The sequence below is a fragment of the Methylobacterium sp. 092160098-2 genome (assembly GCF_028920805.1).
GTDB lineage: Bacteria > Pseudomonadota > Alphaproteobacteria > Rhizobiales > Beijerinckiaceae > Methylobacterium > Methylobacterium fujisawaense.
On the sequence record NZ_JAQPZJ010000001.1, the window covers coordinates 228128 to 253889 of the forward strand.

The 25762-nt window shown below is 71.5% G+C and carries 25 protein-coding genes; 15 read left to right on the forward strand and 10 right to left on the reverse strand.

The features are described 5' to 3' along the window. Positions 1-9: 9 nt before the first annotated feature. The gene (locus PQI07_RS01070; protein ID WP_274925874.1) at positions 10-1329 is read left to right on the forward strand and encodes a dihydroorotase; all 1320 of its coding nucleotides are present in this window, start codon (positions 10-12) and stop codon (positions 1327-1329) included. Positions 1330-1341: 12 nt separating this feature from the next. Here PQI07_RS01070 and PQI07_RS01075 read toward each other — a convergent pair whose 3' ends face one another. Next, positions 1342-2628, reverse strand: a complete 1287-nt coding sequence (locus PQI07_RS01075) for a hydantoinase/carbamoylase family amidase (protein ID WP_274925875.1) — start codon at positions 2626-2628, stop codon at positions 1342-1344. Between the two features lie 416 nt (positions 2629-3044). On the opposite strand from PQI07_RS01075, the gene PQI07_RS01080 reads away from it, so the two are divergent. Genes PQI07_RS01080 through PQI07_RS01110 form a run of 7 tightly spaced genes read left to right on the forward strand, consistent with a single transcriptional unit; the run spans position 3045 to position 9397 of the window. Next, on the forward strand, positions 3045-4286 hold the full coding sequence (locus PQI07_RS01080) for a transporter substrate-binding protein (RefSeq protein ID WP_274925876.1): 1242 nt from the start codon (positions 3045-3047) through the stop codon (positions 4284-4286). Further along, positions 4279-4671 (forward strand): hypothetical protein, encoded by a 393-nt coding sequence (locus PQI07_RS01085; RefSeq protein ID WP_274925877.1) that lies wholly within the window; start codon positions 4279-4281, stop codon positions 4669-4671. Before PQI07_RS01080 ends, PQI07_RS01085 begins: the two co-directional genes overlap by 8 nt. Then, positions 4668-5897, forward strand: a complete 1230-nt coding sequence (gene urtB / locus PQI07_RS01090) for an urea ABC transporter permease subunit UrtB (RefSeq protein ID WP_274925878.1) — start codon at positions 4668-4670, stop codon at positions 5895-5897. Before PQI07_RS01085 ends, urtB begins: the two co-directional genes overlap by 4 nt. Continuing rightward, positions 5894-6994 carry an urea ABC transporter permease subunit UrtC gene (gene urtC / locus PQI07_RS01095; protein ID WP_274925879.1) on the forward strand — a complete coding sequence of 367 codons (1101 nt, stop codon included), beginning with the start codon at positions 5894-5896 and terminating at the stop codon, positions 6992-6994. Before urtB ends, urtC begins: the two co-directional genes overlap by 4 nt. Beyond that, a complete protein-coding gene (locus PQI07_RS01100; RefSeq protein ID WP_274925880.1) occupies positions 6991-7701 on the forward strand; it encodes an ATP-binding cassette domain-containing protein in 711 nt (236 codons plus the stop codon). The genes urtC and PQI07_RS01100 overlap by 4 nt, the downstream gene beginning before the upstream one ends. Continuing rightward, positions 7698-8417, forward strand: coding sequence for an urea ABC transporter ATP-binding subunit UrtE (gene urtE, locus PQI07_RS01105; protein ID WP_182593255.1), 720 nt, complete (start codon positions 7698-7700; stop codon positions 8415-8417). The genes PQI07_RS01100 and urtE overlap by 4 nt, the downstream gene beginning before the upstream one ends. A 20-nt stretch (positions 8418-8437) precedes the next feature. Beyond that, complete coding sequence (locus PQI07_RS01110) at positions 8438-9397, forward strand: acetamidase/formamidase family protein (RefSeq protein ID WP_274925881.1); 960 nt, start codon at positions 8438-8440, stop codon at positions 9395-9397. A 157-nt stretch (positions 9398-9554) separates the two neighbouring features. Here the strand turns inward: PQI07_RS01110 and PQI07_RS01115 are convergent, their stop codons facing one another. The 6 genes from PQI07_RS01115 to PQI07_RS01140 all read right to left on the reverse strand — a co-directional run bounded on the left by PQI07_RS01115 (position 9555) and on the right by PQI07_RS01140 (position 15493). Further along, the gene (locus PQI07_RS01115) at positions 9555-9908 is read right to left on the reverse strand and encodes a transposase (RefSeq protein ID WP_043352705.1); all 354 of its coding nucleotides are present in this window, start codon (positions 9906-9908) and stop codon (positions 9555-9557) included. Between the two features lie 252 nt (positions 9909-10160). Next, a complete protein-coding gene (gene atzF / locus PQI07_RS01120; protein WP_274925882.1) occupies positions 10161-11966 on the reverse strand; it encodes an allophanate hydrolase in 1806 nt (601 codons plus the stop codon). A 21-nt stretch (positions 11967-11987) separates the two neighbouring features. Continuing rightward, positions 11988-12902 carry a polysaccharide deacetylase family protein gene (locus tag PQI07_RS01125; protein WP_274925883.1) on the reverse strand — a complete coding sequence of 305 codons (915 nt, stop codon included), beginning with the start codon at positions 12900-12902 and terminating at the stop codon, positions 11988-11990. Beyond that, positions 12902-13684: an ABC transporter ATP-binding protein gene (locus PQI07_RS01130; protein WP_043385394.1), complete on the reverse strand. Its 783-nt coding sequence runs from the start codon at positions 13682-13684 to the stop codon at positions 12902-12904. The genes PQI07_RS01125 and PQI07_RS01130 overlap by 1 nt, the downstream gene beginning before the upstream one ends. Then, on the reverse strand, positions 13677-14546 hold the full coding sequence (locus PQI07_RS01135) for an ABC transporter permease (protein ID WP_274925884.1): 870 nt from the start codon (positions 14544-14546) through the stop codon (positions 13677-13679). The genes PQI07_RS01130 and PQI07_RS01135 overlap by 8 nt, the downstream gene beginning before the upstream one ends. Continuing rightward, entirely contained in the window at positions 14543-15493 is a 951-nt protein-coding gene (locus PQI07_RS01140; RefSeq protein WP_274925885.1) for an ABC transporter substrate-binding protein, read from the reverse strand. The genes PQI07_RS01135 and PQI07_RS01140 overlap by 4 nt, the downstream gene beginning before the upstream one ends. 118 nt (positions 15494-15611) lie before the next feature. Between PQI07_RS01140 and PQI07_RS01145 the strand changes: the two genes are divergently transcribed. Then, entirely contained in the window at positions 15612-16508 is an 897-nt protein-coding gene (locus PQI07_RS01145; protein WP_274925886.1) for a LysR family transcriptional regulator, read from the forward strand. Positions 16509-16555: 47 nt separating this feature from the next. Here the strand turns inward: PQI07_RS01145 and PQI07_RS01150 are convergent, their stop codons facing one another. Further along, positions 16556-17590, reverse strand: coding sequence for an alpha/beta fold hydrolase (locus tag PQI07_RS01150; RefSeq protein WP_274925887.1), 1035 nt, complete (start codon positions 17588-17590; stop codon positions 16556-16558). Then, the gene (locus tag PQI07_RS01155) at positions 17587-17736 is read right to left on the reverse strand and encodes a fatty acid desaturase (protein WP_244538918.1); all 150 of its coding nucleotides are present in this window, start codon (positions 17734-17736) and stop codon (positions 17587-17589) included. Before PQI07_RS01155 ends, PQI07_RS01150 begins: the two co-directional genes overlap by 4 nt. Before the next feature lie 279 nt (positions 17737-18015). Here PQI07_RS01155 and PQI07_RS01160 point away from each other — a divergent pair, with 279 nt between their 5' ends. The 6 genes from PQI07_RS01160 to hpxZ are packed head-to-tail and all read left to right on the forward strand — an operon-like array spanning position 18016 to position 24631. After that, complete coding sequence (locus PQI07_RS01160; protein ID WP_051976165.1) at positions 18016-19635, forward strand: ABC transporter substrate-binding protein; 1620 nt, start codon at positions 18016-18018, stop codon at positions 19633-19635. 4 nt (positions 19636-19639) lie between these two features. Next, positions 19640-20611 carry an ABC transporter permease gene (locus PQI07_RS01165; protein ID WP_043755366.1) on the forward strand — a complete coding sequence of 324 codons (972 nt, stop codon included), beginning with the start codon at positions 19640-19642 and terminating at the stop codon, positions 20609-20611. Positions 20612-20613: 2 nt separating this feature from the next. Continuing rightward, positions 20614-21441 carry an ABC transporter permease gene (locus PQI07_RS01170; protein WP_043385407.1) on the forward strand — a complete coding sequence of 276 codons (828 nt, stop codon included), beginning with the start codon at positions 20614-20616 and terminating at the stop codon, positions 21439-21441. After that, positions 21438-23054, forward strand: coding sequence for an ABC transporter ATP-binding protein (locus tag PQI07_RS01175; RefSeq protein WP_274925888.1), 1617 nt, complete (start codon positions 21438-21440; stop codon positions 23052-23054). Before PQI07_RS01170 ends, PQI07_RS01175 begins: the two co-directional genes overlap by 4 nt. Then, entirely contained in the window at positions 23051-24232 is a 1182-nt protein-coding gene (locus PQI07_RS01180) for an amidase (RefSeq protein WP_043385413.1), read from the forward strand. The genes PQI07_RS01175 and PQI07_RS01180 overlap by 4 nt, the downstream gene beginning before the upstream one ends. Further along, on the forward strand, positions 24233-24631 hold the full coding sequence (gene hpxZ, locus PQI07_RS01185; RefSeq protein WP_274925889.1) for an oxalurate catabolism protein HpxZ: 399 nt from the start codon (positions 24233-24235) through the stop codon (positions 24629-24631). A gap of 549 nt (positions 24632-25180) precedes the next feature. Here the strand turns inward: hpxZ and PQI07_RS01190 are convergent. Next, on the reverse strand, positions 25181-25645 hold the full coding sequence (locus tag PQI07_RS01190) for a tetratricopeptide repeat protein (protein WP_274925890.1): 465 nt from the start codon (positions 25643-25645) through the stop codon (positions 25181-25183). Positions 25646-25762: the final 117 nt, after the last annotated feature.

Consider the following 25762-nt stretch of genomic DNA (forward strand, 5'->3'; position numbering starts at 1 on the left):
ACACCGGCGATGCACTACGACCTGCTGATCCGCGGCGGCACCTGCGTGACGCCCTGGGGCACCGAGGCGATCGATCTCGGCATCCGCGACGGGCGCATCGCGGCCCTCGCGACCCCGGCCGGCGCGACCGCGGAGGCGGTGATCGACGCGGCGGGCCTGCACGTCCTGCCCGGCCTGATCGACAGCCACGTCCACCTGCGCGACCCCGGCGACCCGGCGGTGGAGACGATCGAGACCGGCACGCGGGCCGCGGTGCTGGGCGGGATCGCCACCCTGTTCGACATGCCCAACACCGTCCCGCCGATCGCCGATACCGAGCGCCTCGCGTGGAAGCGCGACTACGTTGCGGGCCGGAGCTGGTGCGACATCGGCCTCTACGTGGCCGGCACGAAGGCCAATATCGACGCGCTCGCCGCGCTGGAGCGCGCGCCGGGCGTCTGCGCCGTCAAGGTCTTCGCCGGCAGCTCCACGGCGGCGCTGATGATCGAGGACGACGCGCATCTCGAACGCGCCATGCGCGCCGGCCACCGGCGCATGGCCTTCCACAGCGAGGACGAGGACCGGCTCCAGGCCCGCAAGCCGCTGTTCAGCCGGGGCCAGCCGTACCGGACCCACATGGAATGGCGCGACCCGGAATGCGCCTTCCTGGGCACGCGCCGCCTCATGGCGCTGGCGCGGAAGACCGGCCGGGCGACCCATATCCTGCACGTCTCCACCGCCGAGGAACTCGCCTACCTGCGCGATTTCCGCGACGTTGCCACCGTGGAGGTGCTGGTCAATCACCTCACGCAGGTGGCCCCGGACTGCTACGACACCCTCGGTGGCTTCGGCGTCATGAACCCGCCGATCCGCGACGAACGCCACCGGGCAGCCGCCTGGGCGGCCGTGCGCGACGGGACCGTCGACACGATCGGCAGCGATCACGCGCCCCATGCGCGGGCCGCCAAGGAGCGGCCCTGGCCGGACTGCCCGGCCGGCCTCACCGGGGTCCAGACCCTGGTGCCGATCATGCTCGACCACGTCGCGGCCGGGCGCCTGTCGCTGGCGCGCTTGGTCGACCTGATGGCGGCCGGCCCGGCCCGCGTCTACGGGCTCCGCGGCAAGGGCCGGATCGCCGCCGGCTACGACGCCGACTTCACCCTCGTGGACCTGAAGGCGCGCCGCAGGATCGAGGAATCCTGGATCGTCTCGCCCTGCGGCTGGACGCCCTTCGCCGGCACCGAGGTCACCGGCTGGCCCGTCGCCACGCTCGTGCGCGGCCACCTCGTGATGCGCGACGACGCGGTGCTCGGCACGCCCGTCGGCGGCCTCGCGAGCTTCGCCGCATGATGAGGCCCGCCCTCAGCCGTCGCAGGTTTCCGCCGCCAGCCAGGTGGTGAGGATCGCGACGGCGTCGAGAAGGTCGTCGATCGCCATGGCCTCGTCGGGGTTGTGGCTGCCGTTGGCGTTGCGCACGAACAGCATGGCCATCGGCACGCCGGCCTTGGCGAAGGCGGCGGCGTCGTGCGAGGCCGGGCTGCCGAGGGGCCGGGTGGCGATGCCGAGCGCGTCCGCGGCCGCCGCGAGCCCGTCGCGGATCCGGGGCGAAACCGCGCCGACGCCCGCCTCGGCGCGGGGCCCGAGGGCCACCGTGACACCGCGGCGCTCCGACACGTCCGTTACGGCGGCCAGGAATGCGGCCTCCAAGGCCGCCAGCACCTCGGCCGCGTAGGCCCGCATGTCGAGGCTGAACCGGAACTCGCCGGGGACGGTGGTCAGGCCGTGGGCCGCGGCATCGGTGTGAAACCGGCCCAAGGTGACGGCCATCGGGCAGCCGGCCGCCTCGCGCTCCGCCCAGACCCGGTCGAGGGCCAGGGCGATCTCCGCACCGGCCAGCGCGGCGTCGCGGCGGAAGCGGCGGGGTGTGCCGACATGGTCGTAGCGCCCAAGGATCCGGACGTCGGGGTAGCGGACGTTGCCGGGAATCCCGGTGCAGAGGCCCACCGGGATCCCGGCCTCCTCCAGGCTCGGCGCCTGCTCGATATGCACCTCCAGGAAGGCGTGGATCGCGGCGGCGTCGAGGGCGGGCGGGCCGCTGCGCAGCACCTCCGGGTCGCCGCCCTCCCGGGCGATGTGCGCGGCGAGGCTGAGGCCGCTGTCGATCCGGGCGGCGTCGAGCGCCCCGTCCGGCAGGGTTCCGAGGGCCGCCCGGCTACCGATATAGGAGACCTGGAACCAGACGCTCTCCTCGGCGCGGATGCCCATGACGGTGATGTCGCGCGCCGGGGTCAGCCCCAGCTCGCGGAGCGCCGCGACGGCGGCGAGGCCGGCCACCACCCCGGCGGCGCCGTCGAAATTGCCGCCGTGGGCCACGGTGTCGAGGTGGGAGCCGATCAGGATCGGCGGCAGGCTCCGGTCCCGCCCCGGCAGCGTCAGGGTGGTGTTGGCGGCCGCATCCCGCCCGATCGCGAGGCCGAGAGCGGCGGCGCAGCGCATCACCACCGCGTGCGCCGCACTCTCCTCCGGACTGTAGGAGGCCCGCGTGAACCCGGGATCGGTCCGGCCGCACCGGGCGAGGTCGTCGAACAAAGCCGCCACCCCGCCGCGCTGCGCGCGGACCGCCGTGCCGATCGCCGATACCGTGTCCATCCCGCCGCTCCCGGTGCGCGGGCCCGGGGCGGACCGCGATGGCGCCATCCTGCCACTTTCGTGCCGGCGTCGCGGAGATCCGGCCACCCGGCAGCCCACGGCTTCGCCGGCACGCCCGCCGGTCCGCGCCGCGTCCGGCGAGGGCGCCCCGACCGGCGCGGCCGTCCGCGCCCGGTCGGACACGGCTTCCGACTGATGCCGTCGCTGGATGCAGGCATCCCGTCGACGCGTTACGGGCGACACCAGTTCGGCACCCGATACGAGAATTTTGACGTTCTCGGCACAGGACCGCCCGCAGGGCGCACAAATGCTGCCAATATGCGCAAGGCCCATGCCGACCTGCAGCCTCTTTGACCTTCCCGTCTCCCGGCCCCCGGCCGACAATCGGGCGGTCCATCCAGGGAGCTTCGGGGTCGATGACGCATCTCACGCGACGCGGCGTCTTGGGCACAGGCATCTCGGGCACGGCGGCGCTGCTCGCGGCCCCGGCCCTCATCCGGCCGGCCTTCGCCGCCGAAACAGTCAAGCTCGGCTGCCTGTTCTCGTCCTCGGGCACGATGGCCAATCTCGAGGGCCGGCTGAACCACGTGGTTCGCATGGCCGCCGACGCGATCAACGGGCGCGGCGGCGTCAACGGCCGCCAGATCGAGGTCGTGACCTCCGATCCCGCCTCCGACTGGCCGCTCTACGCCCAGGTCGGCCGCCAGATGCTCCAGCAGGAGAAGGTCGCGGCCCTGTTCGGCTGCTGGACCTCCGTGTCGCGCAAGTCGGTGCTGCCGGTGGTCGAGCAGAATGACGGGCTGCTGTTCTACCCGCTCCATTTCGAGGGCGACGAGAACTCCAAGAACGTCGTCTACGTGAACTCGCCGCCCGCGAGCTCGGTGCTGCCGGCGGTCGATTACCTGATGGGCCCGGACGGGGTCGGGGCGAAGCGGTTCTTCATGATCGGCTCGGACTACGTCTGGCCGCGCACGATCAACAAGCAGCTCAAGGGCTACTGGAAGGGCAAGGGCATCCCCGAGAGCGCGTGGCGCGAGGAATACGTGCCGTTCGGATTCTCGAACTTCCAGACGCTGGTGAATCAGGTCCGCAGCTTCGCCAGCCAGCCGGGCGGCCAGGCGATCGTGGTGCTCACCGTCGTGGGCTCCTCGATCCCCGACTTCCTGCGCGAATTCGCCAACCAGGGCATCAGCGCCACCGACGTGCCGATCCTCGGCCTCGACATGGTGGAGGCGGACCTCGAGGGGCTCGATACCGGGAAGCTCGTCGGCCACCTGAACTGCTGGGCCTATCTCCAGGCCGCCAAGGGCGAGCGGAATCAGAAGTTCCTCGCCGACTGGGCCGCCTACGTGAAGGCCAAGAACGTCCCGTTCAGCGCCGACACGGTGATCGACCCGATGGTCTCGGCCTATGACAGCGTCAACCTCTGGGCGCTCGCCGCCGCCAAGGCCGGCTCCTTCGCGGTGCCGGAGGTGCGCAAGGCCTTCGCGGGGCTCAGCTTCGACGACCCGTCGGGCTACACGCTGACCATGACGGGGGAGAACAACTACGTCTCCCGCGGCGTGTTCATCGGCTCGGTCAACGAGAAGCGCGGCTTCGACGTCCTCTGGCAATCCCCGGACGCCCCCAAGCCGGTCCCGTTCAGCCCCTATGGCTGATCGGCTCCGCGCGCTCCTGGCCCTCTGCTGTCTGGCGCTGCTGACGTTTCCGGCCTCCGCCGCGCCAATCGACCGGGCGGCCTTCGCGGCGGGTCTGTGCGGGGACGGCGCCGCGCAGGTCCGCGCGGCCGAGGGTCTCGTGCAAGCCGGCGGCGATCTGGCGGCCGACGACCTCGCCTATGCCGGCGGGCTCCTCGGCGCGCTGGCCGAGCGCCGTCTCGCCTGCCCGGCGGAGGGCGCACTCCTGCTCGACCGCCCGGGCGCATCCGAGGGCGCGATGCGGTCAGCGGCGCGCCGCGTCCGGCCGCCGAGGCGCGCGCGCCGGTCCTCGGCCTACGCCAGCGGGCCGCCGTCGAGACCGCGCGCGGCACCGTCACTCTGTTGACCGGCCCGGATCCGGCCGCCCGCAGCGCCGGGCTGGCGGTGCTCGAGCGGCGCATCGCCACCGTTCCGGCTTCCGTGCTCGACCGGGCGCGGGACGCGGAGACCGATGCCACGCTGAAGGCGACCATCGCCGGCCTCGCCCAGGCGGCCGCCCTGTCGTCGCCCGATCCGGCCCGGCGCCGGGCGGCGATCGCCGCCGTGGCCGCGAGTCCGTCCGGGGCTGCTGAGGCGCGCCTCGCGGCGCTCAAGAGCGATCCGGCCTACGCCTCCGACCCGGCCTTCCGGGCGGCGCTGGATGCGGGGCTCGCCAAGGTCTCCCGCGCGGTGGCGATCGGCGACGGGCTCGCGGTCGTCTACAACGGCCTGAGCTTCGCCAGCATCCTGTTCATGGCGGCGGCCGGGCTCGCGATCATCTTCGGGCTGATGGGCGTGATCAACCTATCCCAGGGCGAGTTCATCATGCTCGGCGCCTACGCCACCTACGGCGTGCAGGAGGCCTTCCGCCGCCTCGCCCCCGGCCTGCTCGACCTCTACCTGCTCGCCGCCATCCCGGTGGCGTTCGGGGCGGTCGCCCTGGTGGGCATCGTCGTCGAGGCGCTGATCCTGCGCCACCTCTACCGGCGGCCGCTGATGAGCCTGCTCGCCACCTGGGCGGTGAGCCTGTTCCTGGTGAACCTCGTCCGCGTGACGGTCGGCACCCAGAACCTGCAATTCGTCATGCCGGCCTATGTCAGCGGCGGCGTGCCCCTCTACGCCGACTTCGTCATGACCTGGAACCGGCTGTTCGCCATCGCCTTCGCGGCGGCGACCCTCGTCCTGACGCTCGTGATCCTGCGCCGCACCCCGCTCGGCCTCGACATCCGCGCCGTGACCCAGAACCGCGACATGGCCGCCTGCCTCGGCCTGCCGACCCGCCGGGTCGACCGCCTCGCCTTCGGGTTGGGCTCGGGGCTCGCGGGCCTCGCCGGGGTGGCGCTCTGCCCGATCTACAGCGTCAACCCCGGCATGGGCTCGGGCTTCATCGTCGACAGTTTCATGGTCGTGGTGCTGGGCGGCGTCGGCAGCCTCCTCGGGACCCTGGTGGCGGCCGTCGGCGTCGGCGGCGCCAACGTGCTGATCGAGCCGATCTCCGGCGCGGTCGCCGCCAAGGTAATCGTGCTCGTCGGCATCATCCTGTTCCTGCAGCGCCGGCCCGAGGGGCTGTTCGCCGTGCGGCGGCGGCGATGAGCGGCGCCGTGCAGACCGCCCTCGCCGCCCCCGCCGGACCGGGACGCCGCGCCGTGCGCGATCCCCTGGTCGCCGGCCTCGTCGGGCTCTGCCTCGCGGCCGCGGTCGGGCTCCTCGTGGCACCGCCCGCCCCGTATCTCGTCAACGCGGTGGGTCAGCTCGCCGCCTTCGCGATCCTCGCCGTGTCGCTGGATCTGGTCTGGGGCTATCTCGGGATCCTCAGCCTCGGGCACGGGCTGTTCTTCGCCATCGGCGGCTATGTCTGCGCCATGCACCTGCTGGCCCACGGCGTGGCCGTGACCGGCGTGCTGCCGGATTTCGTGCAGTTCATGGGCTGGAAGAGCCTGCCGGCCTACTGGACGGGCCTCGACCACGCGGCCTACGCCTTCGTCCTCGCCCTGGCGCTCGCCGGCCTCGTCGCCTTCGTGTTCGGGCTGGCCTCGTTCCGCTCGCGGGTCAACGGCGTCTCCTTCTCGATCATCAGCCAGGCGCTCGTCTACGTCGCGATGCTGCTGATGTACCGCAACGATACCGGGCTCGGCGGCAACAACGGCATGACCGGCTTCCCGCTGCTGTACGGCTGGCCGATGGGCTCCCCCGGCGTCGTCACGGGGCTCGCTGTCGCCGCCCTCCTGACGCTGGCGGCGGTACTGGCCGGCGCGCGGCTCCTGGTCGGCAGCGCGATCGGGCGGCGGATGCTCGCCTGCCGCGACGACGAGACCCGCCTGCGCACGCTGGGCTACAGCACCACCCGGCTCAAGTTCGGGATCTGGTGCCTCTCGGCCATGATCGCGGCGCTCGCCGGCATCCTGTACGTGCCGCAGGTCGGCATCATCAACCCGCGGGTGCTGGCGCCGGACCTGTCCATCGAGATCGCCGTCTGGGTGGCGATCGGCGGGCTGGGCCGGCTCGGCGGGGCGGTGATCGGCGCGATCCTAGTCAACGGCCTGAAGTTCTGGCTCAGCGCCGCGATGCCGGAAGCGTGGCCGTTCATCCTGTCGGGGCTGGTGCTCGTCGTGGTGCTGGTCCTGCCGAACGGCCTCCTCGACCTCGTGGGCTGGCGCCCGCGCCCGACCTGGCTGCGGGGCGCCCGATGACCGCCCTCACCATCGACGCCCTGACGGTCGCCTTCGGCCGCTTCACGGCCCTCGATGCCGTCTCGCTCGCGGTCGATCCCGGCGAGGTGCGGGCCGTGATCGGCCCGAACGGCGCCGGCAAGACCACCCTGCTCGACGTGATCTCAGGGATCACCAAGCCGGTCTCCGGCCGCGTGATGCTCGGCGACCGGATCGACCTGACCAAGCGCTCCGAGGCCGAGATCGCGAAGGCCGGCGTGCGGCGCAAATTCCAGAAGCCCAGCGTCTTCCCCGCGCTCACCGTGCGCGAGAACCTGGAGATCGGCTGCGGGCCCGCGCTCCCCGCCCGCGAGCGGCCCGCTCGCATCGCCTCCGTCCTCGGCGAGATCGGCCTCGGACCCCGCGCCGCGGTGCCGGCCGGCCGCCTCGCCCACGGCGAGAAGCAGTGGCTGGAGATCGGCATGGTGCTCGCCGCCGAGCCGGCGCTGCTCCTGCTCGACGAGCCCGTGGCCGGGCTCTCCGACGCCGAGACCGCCCAGACCGCCGCGCTGATCCGGAGCCTGCGCAGGCCGGACCGGGCGATCCTGGTGATCGAGCACGACATGGGCTTCGTCGAGGCCATCGCCGACCAGGTGACGGTGCTGCACGAGGGCCGGACCCTCTACGAGGGCAGCATGGCAGGCGCCCGCCACGATGCCCGGGTGATCGAGGTGTTCCTCGGCCGATGACGCAAGCGTATGCATCTCCGCCCGCACGCCTCGCCGTCGAGGGGCTCGACCAGCATTACGGCAGCGCGCAGGTGCTGCGCGGGATCGGCCTCGACGTCGAGCCGGGCGCCTGCCTCGCCGTGCTCGGACGCAACGGCGCCGGCAAGACCACGCTGCTGCGCTGCCTCACCGGCCTGATCCCGGAAAGCCGCGGCCGGATCGCCCTCGACGGGACCGAGCTGACGCGCCTGTCGCCCGACCGGCGCGCCCGCTCGGGCCTCGCCTACGTGCCGCAGGGGCGCGAGATCTTTCCCGACCTGACCGTCGCCGAGAATCTGCGGGTGGCGGCCCGGGCCCACGGGCTGGAGCGGACCGACGCAATTGACGAGGCGGTCGCCCTGTTCCCGGCGCTGCGCGGCCTCTGGCACCGTCCGGGCGGCAACCTCTCGGGCGGCCAGCAGCAGCAGCTCGCCATCGCCCGGGCGCTCGCCACCCGGCCTCGCGCGCTCCTCCTCGACGAGCCGACCGAGGGCATCCAGCCCTCGATCGTCGCCGCGATCGAGGCGGTGATTGCCGGGCTCAAGGGCCGGATCACCGTGCTGCTCGTGGAGCAGTATCTCGATTTCGCCCTCCGGGTCGCCGATTCCGTGGTGGTCTTGTCCCGCGGCAGCGTCGTCGAGCGCGGCGATCCGAAGGTGCTGAACCCCGAAGCCCTCACCCGTCACATCGCCGTCTGACATCCGTAGAAGGAGCCGCCGTGTCGACCCATCACGAGATCCCCGCGACGCCCGAGACCATGGCGCTCGGCTATTTCGACGCCGCGCTGCCGCCCGTGCTGACCGTGAGATCGGGCGACACCGTCACCCTGCACTCGCATCCGGCGGGCGGGCGCGAGTCGCTCCACCCCGACCCCGCCCGGGTGCCGGCCGACCTGCTCCACGCCCTCGACACCCTGGAGCGCGGCCCCGGCCCGCACTTCGTCACCGGCCCCGTCCACGTGGAGGGCGCCGAGCCAGGCGACATGTTGCAGGTCGACATCCTCGACCTGAAGTTCCGCCTCGACTGGGGCTTCGTGGCGATCCTGCCGCTCCTCGGCACCCTGCCGGACGAGTTCACCGAGTACGAGACCGTCCACGCCGACATCGACACCGCCCGCGGCCTCTGCCGCCTGCCCTGGGGCACGGAGCTGCCCCTCGACCCGTTCTTCGGCATCATGGGCACCGCCCCGCCCCCCGCCTGGGGCCGGGTCGGCAGCCCGGTGCCCCGTGCCTTCGGCGGCAACATGGACAACAAGGAACTGAAGGTCGGCACGACCCTCTACCTGCCGGTGTTCAACCCCGGCGGCGGATTCTACGCGGGCGACGGCCACGGCGTGCAGGGCGACGGCGAGGTCTGCATCACTGCCCTGGAGACCGGGCTGACCGGCACGTTCCGCCTCACCGTGCGCAAGGATCTCCCGGGCGCGTGGCCCTTCGCCGAGACGCCCACCGACCTGATGTCGATCGGCCTGCACGAGAGCCTCGACGAGGCGATGCGCCAGGCCGTGCGCGAGATGGTGCGCCTCGTCTGCGCACGCACCAGCCTCACCCGCAACCAGGCCTACATGCTGTGCTCGCTCGCCGGGAACCTGCGGATCACCCAGACGGTCGACGGCAACAAGGGCGTGCACATGCTGATGCCCAAGACTGCCCTCGCGTCGACGTCCGGGGCCGCCTGAGCGCATTCTCGGCTGATGCTGCCTCCTCCGTCTTTGCGAGCGCAGCGAAGCAATCCAGCAGCGCTCCGTTCAACGGTCCCGCTGCCCTGGGTCGCTTCGCTGCGCTCGCGATGACGGGGAGGAACGCCTCACCCGATTCCTGCAGATGGAGACCGCCTCAGTTCGCACTGCGTCCGAAGGCGAACCGGCCGACACAGGCTTGGGCGCCGCGATGGTGCGGCGGCTGGCTCAGGCTCGCGCGCTCCGTCGTGGCCGGTGCCCCGCGCCCCGGCTGGACGAGCAGGGCTGCCCGAAGCCGCAGCACCTCGGCCCGGAGGCCGGCATTCTCCCGCTCGACCTGATCGAGCCGGGCCACACCGGCGGGCTTCAGGCCGCCGAGGCGTCTTCGCCAGCGGTAGAAGGTGCCGAGCGAGACATGGGCGCTGGCGCAGATCGCGGCGATCGGTATGCCCCGCGCGGCCTCGTCCAGCAGGAAGGCGATCTCCTCGTCCGTGTGCAGGGATCGACGCATGCAGGGTCTCCCGGTTCGGCAGTCTCGGGGCACTCTTCGGGCGGAGGAACAGCAAGAAGCGGACCGGCCGCGACGGGCCGACTGCGGCGCTTTCGTGCCGCGAAGCCCGCGATCCGGGCCGGCGGCCGCCGATTCACGTAACCGGCGCTCGGTTCTGCGGTCTCCGTACGCTTGGGTTTGCGGGCGCTTGTCAGGCGCGCGTGGATCGGCGCTGCGACCGCATCGGAGTGGATTTTGGCATCGCCCAATCAGCTATGCCGCGGCGCGGCTGGCCAGGTAGCGGCGCCAGCCGCCGAACTGCGTGATGTCGGCGGCCCCCGCGACGCCCGCCGTCTCCACCAGGAAGCCCTTCGGCGCGGTCCCGTCGGCGAGCCGCAGGGTGCCGATCCCGAGCGGTTCCGGGATGGCCGCCACGAAGGCCCCGAAGGCGGCGGGCGGCAGGGCCCAGACCTCCGTCTCGATCGCGCCGCCGTCGCCCTCGGCCACCCGGAGCAATCCGGGACGATGCGGCGGTCCGCCGGGCAGGGCGTAGAGGCGGTACTCCGGTCGGGTCGCCACCGTCCGCAGATACCGGGCGCCGTGCGCGGCGAGTTCGCGGTTCAGCGGCAGGCCCGACAGATGCGCCCCGACGACCGCCAGTTCGATCTCGCCGGGCCATCCGCGGGCCGGACCCGGCGCCACGGCCGGCACGGGCGTCTCCCCCGCGCCGATCCGGCCGGCCGCGGCCGCGTGCAGGCGGGCGCCCAGGGCGGCGAGGAGCCCATCGGAGCCACGCGGCGCGAGCAGGGTGATCCCTGAAGGAAAGCCGTCGGCGCGGGGCCGCCCCGGGACCGCGAGGGCGCACCAGTCGAGCAGGTTGACGAAGTTGGTGTAGGTGCCGAGCTCGCTGTTCGGGCCGATCGGGTCGGCGGCCACCGCCGCGCAGGTCTGGGGACGCGGATAGGTCGGCACGGCGAGCACGTCGACCCGGTCCCAGACCGCGTCCGCGTGCCGTCGCAGTTCCGCCAAGCTGTAGAGACCCGCGAAGGCGTCGGCGGCGTTGTAGCGCCCGGCGGCGGCGATCACCGCCCGCGTCGTCGGGTGCAGGATCTCGGGGCGCGTCTCCATGATCGGCCGGATCGCCGCGTAGCGCTCGGCGACCCAGGGCCCGTCGTAGAGCAGGGCCGCTACGGCGAACATCGGCGCGAAATCGACCGGCAGCGCCGCCCCGGCGAGGGTCTCCAGATCGGCAATCGTCGCCGCGAAGGCCGCCTCCGAGTGGCCGTCGCCGCCGAAACGGAGGCTCGCCGCATCGGGAAGGCCCAGCCGCCGGCCCGGTGGAAGGCCGGCCGGTGCGGGCGGCACCGGCAAGGCCCGCGACCAGGGATCGGCGCTGTCGAAGCCCAGCATGACCCGGAAGGCGGCGTCGGCGTCGGCGACGGTGCCGGCGAACACGGAGAGCGTATCGAGGGTCCGGCAGGCCGGCAGCATGCCGCGGCTGGAGATCGACCCCAGGGAGGGTTTCAGACCGACGACGTTGTTGAGCGCCGCCGGCACCCGCCCCGAGCCTGCCGTGTCGGTCCCGAGGGCGAAGGCGACGATTCCGTGGGCGACCGCGACGGCCGAGCCGCTGCTGGAGCCCCCCGGCACGTAGGCCGGATCGATGGCGTTGCGCGGGACCGGGTCGGGCGTGCGCAGGCCGACGAGGCCGGTGGCGAACTGGTCGAGGTTGGTCTTGCCGATCAGGATCGCCCCGGCCGCCTGTAATCGGGCCACCGCGGGCGCCGTCTCGGTCGGGGTGTAGGCGAAGTCCGGGCAGGCCGCGGTGGTCGGCAGGCCAGCCACGTCGATGTTGTCCTTGACGGCGAAGGGCACGCCCCAGAGCGGCCTCGACACAGGGTCGAAGGGCGGGAGCGCGGCGGCCTGCGCCAGCGCCTCGGCCTCCGGCACCAGGGCCAGGAAGATGCCGGGGTCGTCAACCGCGGCGAGCCGGCGGTAGGCCTCGGCCACGACGGTGCGCGGGTCGCGGCCGTCGGCGTAGGCCGCGTGCAGGAGCGGGATCGTCGGGAAGGGCGGCACGGCGGTTCCTCGGGTCGCTGCTCAGGATTCGTCGCCGGTGGCGCGGTACCAGTCGAGGATCTCGCGCCCCTGCATGAACACCGCGTCGCTGCGCGCCAGGATCGCGTCGAGCAGCCGCTCCAGCAGGCCGATCCGGTGCGGGACGCCGGTGATGTAGGGGTGGATCGCGAAGCCCATCACCTTGGCGCCGCCGAGGGGACCGGGACCCGCCGCCTCGGCGGCGAGGCGGTCGAGGTTGGCGAGCGCCCGCTCCACGAACTCGTCGGCCCGGTGGTGTTGGATGGCGAGCAGCGGGATGTCGTTCAGCTCCACCGAGTAGGGCAGCGCCACGAGGGCCCCCGTGCGCGTCGCCACCCGACAGGGCCGATCGTCGACCACGAAGTCGCCGACATAGTCGACGCCGGCCGCGTGCAGGTGGTCGGGCGTGTCGAGGGTTTCGGTGAGGCCCGGCCCCAGCCAGCCGCGCGGCGGACGCCCCGTGGTCGCGGTGATCGCCGCGATGGTGCGAGAAATCATCTCCGGCTGGTCCTCGACCCGGTGGGTCGGAACCTGATGGAAGCCGTGGGCCATGAACTCCCAGCCGGCCGCGTGGGCGGCCTCGGCGATGCGGGGATAGGCCGTGCAGACCGAGCCGTTGATCGACAGGGTCGGGCGGATGCCGCGGCTGGAAAAAGCCTCGAGGAAGCGCCAGAAGCCGACCCGCATCCCGTACTCGTGCCACGCCCAGTTCGGGATATCCGGGAGCAGGCTCGCGGCGGTCGGCGGCACCAGGATCTGGCGCGGCATCGGATGGTCGATGAGCCAGTGCTCGACATTGACCACCGGCCAGACGGCGACGTGCTTGCCCCCGGGCAGGGTCAGGCGCGGCCGGTCCACGGCGGCGCGGTAGGCGAGCCGGTTCTCGGGGCGGCGGGGATCGTCGGGGGCGGTGTCCATCAGGCGGCGGCCCGCGGCGCGTGGTGGCTGTGGAGCTGGGCCGCGAGCATCCGGCGCAGGTCGTTGAAGGCCGGGCTCGACACGTCGCGCCGCCGCGGCAGCTCGACCGGATGGATCGCCTCGATCCGGCCGGGGCCGGGCGACATCATCACGATGCGGTCGGCGAGAAAAATCGCCTCCTCGATGGCGTGCGTGACGAACAGGATCGTCAGCCCCGTCCGCGACCAGAGGTCGAGCAGCTCGTCCTGCAGCCGCTCGCGGGTCATGGCGTCGAGCGCCCCGAAGGGCTCGTCCATCAGCACGACCTCGGCCTCGTTGGCGAGCACCCGCGCGATGGCGACCCGCTGCTTCATCCCCCCCGAGAGCTGGTGCGGGTAGGCGTCGGCGAAGGCCTGGAGGCCGACCAGGGCGATGTAGCGCTCGGCGGTGTCGCGCACCTCGGCGGCGGGCCGCCCGCGGGCCTTCGGGCCGAAGCCGATATTGTCGCGCACGGTGAGCCACGGGAACAGGCCGTAATCCTGGAAGACCATGCCGCGGCTCGGCCCCGGCCCGGCGATCGGCTTGCCCCACATCAGGGCCTCCCCGGCGGTCGGGGCCTCGAAGCCGGCGGCGACCCGCAGCAGCGTCGACTTCCCGCAGCCCGAGGCGCCGAGCAGGCATACGAACTCGCCGCGTCCCACGGTGAGGTTCGCCTCGCGCAGGGCCTCCGTGCGGCGCCCGCCGGCCGCGTAGGTCTTGGAGACCGCCCGCATGTCGAGGATCGGGATCGTCGGATCAGCCATGATTGGGGCTCCAGGCGAGCAGCCGGCGGCCGAGCTGCATGACCAGCCAGTCGGACACGAACCCCGCGACCCCGATCACCGCCATGCCGCAGATCACGATCTCGGTGCGCGAGAGCTGGCGCGCTTCCATGATGATCGCGCCGAGGCCGGTCTGGACCCCGGTCATCTCGCCGACCACGATCACCACCCAGGCGAAGCCGAGGCCGAGCCGCAGGCCGGTGAAGATCGACGGCAGCGCCGCCGGCAGCACCACCCGGACGAACTGCGCCGGGCCGGTGCAGCCCAGCATCGCGGCCGCCTCGAACAGGCGCGGCTCCACCGAGCGGACCCCGAACACGGTGTTGACCAGGATCGGGTAGAACGCCCCGAGGAACACGAGGAAGAAGGCCGAGCGGGGTCCCAGGCCGAACAGGATCATCGCCAGCGGCAGCCACGCGGTGACCGGGACGGGGCGCAGCACCTGCAGGACGGGGTCGAGCAGCGCCCGGATCAGGGGCACGCGGCCGATCAGCAGGCCGAGCGGCAGGGCGGCGGCGGCGGCCAGCGCGAAGCCGCCATAGACCCGGCTCAGCGACGCCGCGAGATGGGTCCAGAGCGTGCCGCTGAACGCGTCGTCGTTGACGCCCCCGACGGCGAGGTCCCGCATCTCGGCCCAGACCTCCGCGGGCGGCGGGATCAGGCTGTAGGGCCGGCCCGCGGTGCTGACCTGCCAGACCGCGACGAGCACGGCCGGCACCACGCAGGCGAGCGCCAGCCGGCGCAGGTGGGCGAGCCCGGCCCCGGCCCGGCCGGCCCCGCGGGCCGGGGCCGGCGTCACCGGCGCCGCCACCGGCAAAGGGCCGGCCTCGATGCCGGTGCTCACGCCCGCCCCATCGCATCGACGAAGCGGGTGTCGATGAAGCCGGGCTCCGGCAGCCGCTTGATCTGCTTGAGCGCCAGCATGTGCTGCGCGTAGGCGTCGGCCTGCCGGACCTCGTTCGGCCCGAGGCGCCAGGTCAGCTCGACGTTCGGGGCCGAGAGTTCCAGCGCCTCGCGCTTCTGCCCGAGCTTGGCCACCGCCATGGCGATCATCGCGTCGCGGTCGCCGGCCGCGAAATCCGTCGCCTTGCGGTGGATCTCCAGCATGGTCCGGACGAGGTCGGGCCGCTCCGCCAGCGTGTCGCGGTGGGCGCCGAACACCATGTTCAGCGCGCCCATCTCGGTGCCGTAGGGGTACTCGACGAGCTGGCCGACGCCCGAGGCGAGGCTGACGCCGGGCCCCGGCTCGGCGCCGACATAGGCGTCGACGTCGCCGCGGGCGAGCGCGATATGCATCTCCGAGAAGGAGACCCGCACGGGGGTGATGTCCTTCACCGAGAGCCCCTCCATGCGCATCCGCTCCAGGACGAAGACCTCCTGGGTGCTGCCGGGCCAGATCGCGACACGCTTGCCGCGCAGGTCCTTGATGGCGTGGATCTCGGAGCCCTTCTTGGCGATCACCGCCATCCCGCGGTTGCAGGTGGAGGCGATCACCACGAGTGGCTCGCCGGCGGCGGCGCCCAGCGTCGCGGCGGCGATGCCGAAGGTGCCGAAATCCACCGACTTGGTGACCACGGCGTTCTTGCACTCGGTGGGGCTCTCGAAGGGCACCACCTCCACGGTCACGCCCGCGGGGGTGAAGCGCTCGTAGAAGCTCGGCGCGATCGAGTGGATCAGCTTGAGCGAGCCCATCCGGATCGTGACGGGCGCGCCCGCGGCGCGCGCCCGCGCCAGGGGACCGAGGGCGAGGCCGGCCCCGAGACCGGCCAGGAGGGTGCGGCGGCGGATCATCGAACGGCTCCTGCAGGGTCGCTATCGCCGTGACGCTAGGTGCGCTCCCTGTTGCAAGGAAGTGCTATTTTCTGAGCGTGTCGTTGCATCTTCGGCAACGGGGACGCACGATGCCGGCGTGAAGCACCTGCGCACCGTCACCTACGTCGCCGAGGTCGCACGTGCCGGCTCGATCCGGCGCGCCGCGGAGCGGCTGAACCTGACGCCCTCGGCCCTGACGCGGCAGATCCAGGAACTCGAATACGAGCTCGGCACGCCGATCTTCGAGCGCCTGCCGCAGGGGATGCGGCTCAACGCGGCCGGCGAGCTCTTCGCGCGGCACATCCGCGACCAGGTGGCGGATCTCGACCGGGTGAGGTCGCAGATCGCCGATCTGTCGGGGGTGCGCCGCGGTCACGTGTCGCTCGCCTGCAGCCAAGCCTTCGTCACGCAGGTGGTGCCCGAGGAGGTCGAGGCCTACCGGGCCCGGTTCCCCCAGGTCGGCTTCATGGTCCAGGTCCGCGATCACGCGCAGGCCGTGACGGCCCTGGCGGCGTTCGAGGCCGATCTCGCCCTGATCCTGCAACCGCCGCCTTCGGCGGAGCTGCATCCGCTCTTCTCCGGACATCAGACCCTCTGCGCGCTGATGCGCACGGGGCATCCGCTGGCGTCGGAGACCGGGCCGATCCGGCTGCGCGACTGCCTTGGCCATGCCCTGGCCCTGCCCGACCACTCGCTCGCCATCCGCCATCACATCGAGCACGCCCTGGCCCGGCGCGGGGTCGAGCTCCGGCCGGTCGTCGAGTCGGGCTCGCTCGAATTCCTCCGCAACCTCGTCCTGCGGGAGGATCTCATCAGCCTGCAGATCCCGAGCGGCATCCCCCAGGACCCGCGCCTGCACAGCCGCCCGATCGATCTCCGCGACCTGACGCCGATGACGCTGGTCCTCGCGCAGTTGCGCGGGCGATCGCTCTCCGTCGCGGCGGCGAAGTTCGCCGATCAGCTTGTGGTTCGGCTCAACCGGGAAGCGGTCTGATGCGGCGCACGCCCTGAGGCCGGCGCGTCACCGCTCTCCGCGCCCGATCAGGGCGCGCCCGCTTCGGCCGTGGCGAGGAAGGCCCGCACGGTGTCGCGGAGAAAGGCGGCATCGGCCGGGTTGATCGACGGGTTGCCGGCGCGGTGGCCCCAGATGCTCGGGATCGGCTGCAGGACGGCGTCGCGCAGATGCGGCAGCTCGGCGGCGTTGTCGGCGACGCGGAAGTAGAGATCCGTCTCGCCCGGCATCAGCAGCAGCCGGGCGGTGATCGCGTTGAGCGCCCGGGTGAGATCGCCGCCGTAGCGCGGGTCGCGGCTGATGTCGCCCGCCTCCCAGGTGCAGAGCTGCGCGTAGAGATCGGCCGCAGGGCGGCGGGCGAAGCGTTCCTCCCAGTCGGTGCGCAGGAAGCTGTCGAGGTCCGGGGCGCCGAGCGCGGTGCGGTGGAGGTCCGCCCGGTAGAAGTCCTGGCTGAGCGCCCAGCCCGCATAGATGCGTCCGAAGGCCCGGAGGGCGGCGGCCGGCTCGGCCGAGAAGCGGCCCCCGCCGCCATGCTCCGCCGCCGCCTCCAGCACCGCCATGAGGCCCTTCAGGAACACGCGGTTGTGGGTGGCGGTGCGGGCGCTGCCGCAATTGATCACCGCGCGGGCCACGCGGTCGGGGAACAGGGCGGCCCAGTGATAGGCCTGCTGGGCCCCCATGGACCAGCCGTAGACGGCGTGAAGGCGCTCGATCCCCCACATCTCGGCGAGCAGGCGGCGCTGCGCGTGGACGTTGTCCCAGGCGGTGACGAGGGCGGGCCAGTCCGGGGTGTTCGACGGGCTCGACGACAGCCCGTTGCCGAACATGTCGGGGATGACGATGAACCAGCGGTTGGGATCCAGCACCCCGTCGGGGCCGATCAGCCATTCGAGGTCCGGATGCTGGGCTCCGTAGCTCGTCGGGTAGAGCACGACATTGTCGCGCCCGGGCGACAGGGTGCCGTGCGTCTTCCAGCGCAGCTGCGCGCCCGGCAGCACCGCCCCCGACTGAAGCGTCAGGTCACCGAGTTCGAAGGTTCCGGTGGCCGTCGCCCAACCGCTCACGGGCGCAGCGTCCGCACGAAGCCGACCTGCCAGCGGTTGTCGCCCCGCTGCGGCACGCCGGGCCGCGCGCGCATCGCGGTATGGGCGTCCGGCAGGCTGTGGAACGGGATCGACGGATAGAGGTGGTGCTCGGTGTGGACGGGCATGGCCTACATGAGGCGCCGCATGAGGCCGTTGGTCAAGGTCGTGCGGGTGTGGGTCGGGCCGTTGTCATCCATCGTGCCGGCCGCCCGCTCCAGGTCGGGCCGGCCTTCGGCGCGCCCGGTGTCGGACTGAGATACACGGAAGATCTACTGCGTACTTCGGTGTAATAATTTGTGTCGGAAAAATATTTCCCCATCCCGGCGATGTAATGGATCGGTCGGTCCGAAACCTGCTTGGCACGCGTGTTGCGAACGGGCTGGACGCTTCAGGAGTCCTCTGGCTTGTCCCGCACGTCCGACGTGACCGATCTCTCCCGCCGCACCGTTCTGGCGCTTCCCCTCGGCCTCGCAGCGGCCGCGAGCGGCGCGCGCGCCGCCGAGCCGAGACGCGGGGGCACGATGGTGATGATCGTCCATCCCGAGCCCTCGACCCTGGCCCATTACGCGGTGTCGGCGGGCAATATCCCGCCGATCGCCACGCAGGTCTACGAGGGGCTCTGCACCTACGACTGGGACCAGAACCCGCAGCCGAACCTCGCGAAGTCGTGGGAGGTCGCGCCCGACGGCAAGACCATCACGTTCAAGCTCCAGGACGGCGTGACCTTCCACAACGGCAAGCCGTTCACCAGCGCCGACGTGCAGTACTCCTTTATGGAGATCCTGAAGAAGTACAATCCGATCGCGCCGGTCATGCTCGCGGAGCTGGTGGCCGTCGACACGCCGGACCCGATGACCGCGATCCTGCGGCTCGCCAATCCGGCGCCCTACATCATGAAGGCGCTGTCCGGGCGGGACCTGCCGATCCTGTGCCGCTCGGTGTTCGAGGGCACGGATGTCCTGCAGAACCCCAGCGCCAACAAGCCGATCGGCACCGGTCCGTTCAAGTTCACGAGCTGGGAACGCGGCCAATTCGTGCGCCTGGACCGCAACGAGCAGTACTGGAAGCCCGGCCTGCCGTATCTCAACCGGATCGTTGCCCGGTTCATCCCGGATGCGGCCACGCGCTCGGCCGCTATGGAGGCGGGGGAGGCGCATTTCGCCGGGTACAGCGCGGTGAACTACGCCGACCTCGCGCGGATGAAGACCAACCCGATCCTCGATCTCACGACCAAGGGCTACGAGATGACGCCGGCCCAGAGCGTCCTGGAGCTGAACGGCCGTCACCCGCATCTCCAGAAGAAGGACGTGCGCCAGGCGATCGCCTACGCCATCGACCGCAAGGTCATCCTCAAGGACGTGATGTTCGGCTACGGCCTGCCCGCCACCGGCCCGCTCAGCCGCAAGTTCAAGACCGCCGGCCTCTACACCGACGACGTGCGTCAGTACGACGTGCCGGACCGGCTGGACATCGCCAATAAGCTGCTCGACCAGGCCGGCGCCCCGCGCGGCGCGGACGGGACCCGCTTCGCCCTGCACCTGGAGGTGAACTCCTTCGGCGAGCAGTGGCTGCGGCAGGCCGAATATTTGAAGCAGGCGCTGGCCGTCGTGGGCATCGCCGTGACGCTGCGCTCCGAGGACACCGCGACCTGGCTGCGGCGCGTCTACACCAACTACGATTACGACCTGAACGAGCCGTTCCTCAGCCAGGGCGTCGACCCGGTCTACGGGCTGAACAAGCAGTTCCTCACCAGCCAGATCCGCAAGGGCGTGACCTTCGTCAACGACACCTTCTACAGCAATCCCGAAGTCGATCGCATGCTCGGCGAGGGCGCGCGCGAGCCGGATGCCGAGAAGCGCGCCGCGCTCTACAAGAAGGTCCAGCAGATCCTGGCGGAGGACAGCCCGATGATCTGGCTCATCGACGTGCAGTACGTCAGCGTCTTCAATCGGCGCCTCAAGGACCACACGACCGGCCCCCTCGGAACCCAGCAAGCCTTCGAACGGGCCTGGATGGACACGTAGTCCCGTGCGGCTCGCGCGGTTCCTCGGTTACCGGCTGCTGCTGGCGATCCCGGTGGTGCTCGGCATCGTCGTGCTCAACTTCTTCCTGATCCACCTCGCGCCCGGCGACGCGGCCTCCGTGCTGGCGGGCGAGAGCGGCGCGGCGAGCCCCGAATACATGGAGCAGCTGCGCCACAAGTTCGGGCTCGACCAGCCGCTTGCCACGCAGTTCGGCGTCTATCTGCTCAACATGCTCCACCTCGATCTCGGCTACTCGTTCCGCAACGACAGCCCGGTGGGAAGCCTGATCGTCGACCGGCTCTGGCCCACCGGGCTCCTGATGCTCACCGCCTTCGCGGCCGCGTTACTGATCGGCACGCTCCTCGGCCTCGTGGCCGCGACCGGGCGCAACAGCTGGCGCGACGCGGTCATCTCCCTGGTCAGCCTCGTGGCCTACGCGACGCCGGGGTTCTGGCTCGGACTGATGATGATCGTGGTCTTCGCGATCCGTCTCGGCTGGCTGCCCACCAGCGGTTACGACACGGTCGGCGCCGACAACGAGGGCTGGGACGAGGTCTGGGACGTCGGCCGCCACCTCGTCATGCCGGCGGTGGCGCTCGCGCTGTTCTACCTCGCGGTCTACGCCCGGGTGATGCGCGCCTCCGTGCTGGAACAGGTCGGCATGGACTACGTCACCACCGCCCGCGCCAAGGGGCAGACCGAGGCGCGGGTGATGACCGGGCACGTCCTGCGCAACGCGCTGCTGCCGGTGGTCACCATGGCGGGCGTGCAGGCCGGCAACCTGATCGGCGGCTCGATCGTGGTCGAGACGGTGTTCGGCTGGCCGGGGGTCGGCACGCTGGCCTTCAACGCGCTCCAGTCGCGCGACCTCAACCTGCTCCTCGGCATCTTCTTCGTCTCGGCCTGCCTCGTGGTGGTGATCAACCTCGCCGTGGACCTCGTCTACGTCTGCCTCGATCCGCGGCTGGAGCTCTAGCGATGCGTACGGCTCTGGCGCGGTTCGCCCGGAACCGCCTCGCGCTCGCGGGCGCGGCGGTGCTCCTCGGGCTGGTCGTCCTCGTGGCGCTCACGCCGCTCCTCTATCCGGGCGATCCGTTCGGGCTCGTCGGCCCCGCCCTCCAGCCGCCGGGCGGCCGGTTTCTGCTCGGGACCGACACGCTGGGCCGGGACGTGGCCGCCGAGATCGCGTACGGCGCCCGCACCTCCCTGATCATCGGCCTCAGCGCGACCGGGGCGGCGATCCTGCTCGGGACCCTGATCGGCGGGCTCGCCGGCTATTACCGGGGCGGCGTCGAGGTCGCGCTGATGCGGCTTACGGAGTTCTTCCAGACGATCCCCGCCTTCGTGCTGGCGATCCTGATCGTGGCGATCCTGTCGCCGTCGCTCTTCAGCGAGGTCGTGGCCATCGTGGCCGTCTCCTGGCCCGGCATCGCCCGCCTGGTCCGGGGCGAGTTCGTGGCGCTTGGCGGCCGGGAGTTCGTGCTGGCCTGCGACGGCCTGGGCGCGGGCGACGCCCGCATCGTCTTCCGCCACATGCTGCCGAACTGCACCGCGGCGATCATCGCGGTCGGCACGCTCCTGATCGGCACGGCGATCCTGATCGAGGCGGGGCTCGCCTTCCTGGGCCTCGGCGATCCGAACGTGATGAGCTGGGGCCTGATCATCAGCTCGGGCCGCGCGGTCCTCCGGTCGGCGTGGTGGATCTGTACCTTCCCCGGGCTGGCGATCCTGCTGACCGTTCTCGCCATCAACCTCGTCGGGGATGGCCTGAACGAGGTCCTGAACCCGAGGCTCCGAGAGCGATGAGCGACGCCGTCCTCGAGATCGAGACGCTGACGATCACGCTGCCGCCCGGCGCGGACCGGCCCAATGCTGTCACCGATCTGGATCTCGTCCTGCGGCCCGGTGCGGTCACCTGCCTGATCGGCGAGAGCGGATCGGGCAAGTCGATGGTGGCCCGCGCGATCCTCGGGCTGCTCCCGGGACCGCGCGTGCGCGTCAGGGGTGGCCGCATCCTGTTCGAGGGCGCGGATCTCGCCGCGATCACCCCGCGTCAGATGCGCAAAGTCCGCGGCGCGCGCATCGCGATGATCTTCCAGGAGCCCATGACGGCCCTGAACCCGCTCCACACGATCGGGCGGCAGATCGACGAGGTCCTGCGCATCCACACGCCGCTCGGGCGCGCGGACCGCCGGGCGCGCATCCTCGCGCTGCTCGAAAGCGTCCACCTCCCGGACCCGGCCCGGCTGCTGCGCTCCTACCCGCACCAGCTCTCGGGCGGCCAGCGGCAACGGGCGATGATCGCCATGGCGCTGGCGTTGAACCCGCGGCTGCTCATCGCCGACGAGCCGACCACGGCGCTCGACGTCACCACGCAGGCGCAAATCCTCTCCCTGATCCGCGACCTGCAGCGCGAGCACGGCACGAGCGTCCTGTTCATCACGCACGATTTCGGCGTCGTGGCCGACATCGCCGACACGGTCGCGGTGCTGCAGAAGGGCGTTCTGGTCGAGCAGGGGCCCGCGGCCTCGGTCCTCGGCGCCCCGAAGCATCCCTACACGCGCGCCCTCATCGCCGCCGTGCCGAAGCTCGTGCCGCCGCCGCGGCGCGCCGCCAGCACCGCCCCTCTGGTGGTGGAGGCCAGGGGGGTCGAGAAGACCTACGGCGCCCGCGGCCTGTTCGGGGGCCGCGTCACCCGGGCCCTCGACGGCGTGGACGTCCTGCTGCGGCGGGGCGAGACCCTGGGCCTCGTCGGCGAGAGCGGCTCCGGCAAGAGTACGCTGGCGCGGGCACTCACCCGCCTGATGCCCGTCGATGGCGGGGAGATCCTGCTTGCCGGGCACAGCGTCGCCGAACTGAGCCGCCGCCAGATGCGTCCGCACCGTCAGCGCGTGCAGATGGTGTTCCAGGATCCCTACGGCTCCCTCGATCCGCGCCAGCGCGTGGTCGACATCGTCGCCGAGGGGCCGATCATCCACGGCACCGAGCCGGGAATCGCGCGGGTCCAGGCATGCGAGATGCTGGCGCTGGTCGGCCTCGACCCCGCGGCGGCGCAGCGCTACCCGCACGAGTTCAGCGGCGGCCAGCGCCAGCGAATCGGCATCGCCCGGGCGCTCGCCATGAAGCCCGAGATCCTGGTGGCCGACGAGCCGGTCTCGGCCCTGGACGTCTCCGTCCAGGCGCAGGTCCTGGCGCTGCTCGCCGACATCAAGGCGCGGCTCCATCTCAGCATGCTGTTCGTGACCCACGACCTCCGGGTCGCGCTGCAGGTCTGCGACCGGATCGCCGTGATGCGGTCCGGTCAGGTGGTTGAGGTCGCGCCGACGTCCGAGATCTTCTTCGCGCCGAAGCACCCCTACACGAAGGCGCTGTTCGCCGCGGTGCCCGGCGCCCAATGGCAGGACCCGATCCCCGCATGACGACCGCGCAGCCCCTCTCGACGGACCCGTTCCTGCCCGGGCCGCGCGTCCGCGTCGCCGGATCCGCGACGGGGCCGCTCGCCGGCCTCACCTTCGCCGTCAAAGATCTGATCGACGTCGCGGACAGCCCCACGGCGGGGGGCAACCCGGACTGGCCGCGGGCCTACCCGACGCCGACCCGCCATGCCGGCGTGGTGCAGACGCTGCTCGATGCGGGCGCCTCGGCCGTCGGCAAGACGGTGACCGACGAAGTCTCGCTGGGAATCCTCGGCGAGAACGCCCACGACGGCACGCCGCTCAATCCGGCGGCGCCGGACCGGGTGCCCGGCGGCTCGTCCAGCGGCTCGGCCTCCGCGGTGGCTGCGGGCGCCTGCGACTTCGCCCTGGGCACCGATACCGGCGGCTCCGTGCGCGTGCCGGCGAGCTTCTGCGGGCTCTACGGCATCCGGCCGACGCACGGCCGCATCGACTTTTCCGGGATCTGCGTCCAGGCGCCGAGTTCGGACACCTGCGGCTGGTTCGCCCGGGACGCGGCGACCTTCGCGCGGGTCGGCGAGGTCCTGTTCGGCCAAGGCATGCCGGACCGTCTGCCCCACACGCTGCTCGTGGCCGCCGACGCGCTCGGCTTCGCGGACGCCGCCGTGCAGGAGGCGCTGGCCCCGCAGATCGAGCGTCTGGCCGCCCTCATCGGCAATCGCCGCGACGTGACGCTCGCGCCGCAGGGCCTGTCCGTGTGGCAGCGGGCGCAGCGCGTCCTGCAGAGCAGCGAGGCGTGGCAGACCTTCGAGCCCTGGCTCGATGCCTGCAACCCCCGCATGGCCTTCTCGGTGGCCCGCTCGCTGATCCAGGGCTCGATGATGACCGATGCCGAGCGCAGCGCCGCGAGTTTGATGCGGATCGAGGCAAGGGCCCGCCTCGCGCGGCTCCTGCCCCCCGGCACGATCCTGTGCCTCCCGACCACACCGTTCCCGGCGCCGCTGCGCGGGCTGCCGCTCGGCGCGCTGCATCCGCTGCGCGAGCGGATCGCCTGCCTGACGAGCCACGGCGGCCTCACCGGCGTCCCGCAGGTCAATCTGCCGGGCGCCCACGTCGATGGCGCGCCGGTCGGCCTGTCGATCCTCGGGGCGCGCGGGACCGACCTCGATCTGATCCGCCTGGCGGTCGCCCTGGAGGGTTGAATGGACGTGACGGTGAACCGCCCGGAGATCGTGGCCGAGATCGCGGCTTTGTTCGAGCGCTACGAGCAGGCGCTCATCGAGAAGGATGTCGCCGTCCTCGACGCGACCTTCTGGGACAGTCCGCACACGATCCGCTACGCGCTGGCCGAGAACTGCTACGGATTCGCCGAAATCCACGCTGCCCGCGATGCGGCCGATCCGCCGCCGGGCGGCACCAAGGAGGCACGGATCCGGCTGGAGATCCTGACGCTTGGGAGCGACTTCGCCACCGTCAATCTGGAGTTCAAGCCGCGCGGTAAGGCCGGCATCGGGCGTCAGAGCCAGACCTGGATGCGCCTGCCCGGTCTCGGATGGAAGGTGGTGTCCGCCCACGTGTCCATCCTGCCGACCGGGACGTGACGCAGGATCGCCGGGCGCGGAGGACCGGACACATCTGGGTTCGGTCAGCCGCTCGGCGCGTCTCTGCCGCCAGCCAGTCGATGGTCGTGTGAGCAGGGCGCAGGCGTCCGCCTCTGGACGATTGCGCCGACGAGCTGAACGGCTGAGATGTGTTGGTAGAAGGCTGTCCGCTTTTGCGGCAAGTCCCGCACCGAAGCAGACCAGCCGCTGACGGCCCGACTTCGTCACACTTGATCGCCCTCGCGCGCAAAAACGGCCATTCGGCCTTGCGCCCAATCCGGCCGTTTATGCGCGTTCAGCACTGGCCGCGAAGCGGACATCAACCGTGCATTCGATTGCAGAAACACAAGAAGGCTGGCATGCACCGCGCCATCGGCATATGCTGTGAATGGGCCGGCCACAGTTGGCGACCTTCAATTGAATGTTGCGGCATCTCGAGACAAACATTCGTTGGCGTCTGGTTGGATTGTCCTCCAAGAAATTTGTGCGTGAAAAATACAAGTCTCTGGGGAGAATGATCAAAATCGATCGATGTGCCGGGGACAAGAATCAATTACATTCAACGCTACCGCAGAGCGAATTAGTTGGATTGATCGACGAGGATGTGCTCGCAGATCCGCGCAGTATGTTAAGGGCACTTTTGGCTTCTTCATTATCAGGCTTTAGACGAAGGACCTCTTCGTAATCTCGAACAGCCGCCTGCGTGTTTCCGAGGGTGATGTTAGCTTTCGCCCTGTTGATGAGCGTATTGGAAAAGGTCGGCCGCATCGCCAGCGCACGGTTGAAGTCCGCGATCGCGGCAGTCGGGTTCTGCAGGCCGGCATAGGCGACCCCGCGATTGTGGAAGGCGTAGGGGTACTGATCGTCCGCCCGGATAGCGCTGTTGCAATCCGCGAGAGCATCCGCAAACGCACCCCGGTCGATGTTCGCCCAGCAACGCCCATCGAGTGCGATCGCGCGCTGCCGTGGTGTCCGGGCCTCGGCCAGGAGGCGGCTGCATCCGCCGACGCGCATCTCCGGGCTCCCAGACCGACAATCCTGGGCGGCATCGGCCAGAGCGGAGGGAGGTGCGAGCACCATGGCGGCCATCAGGCCGGCGTGCACACAAGTGGTGAGGGCGAGTAGTGGTGC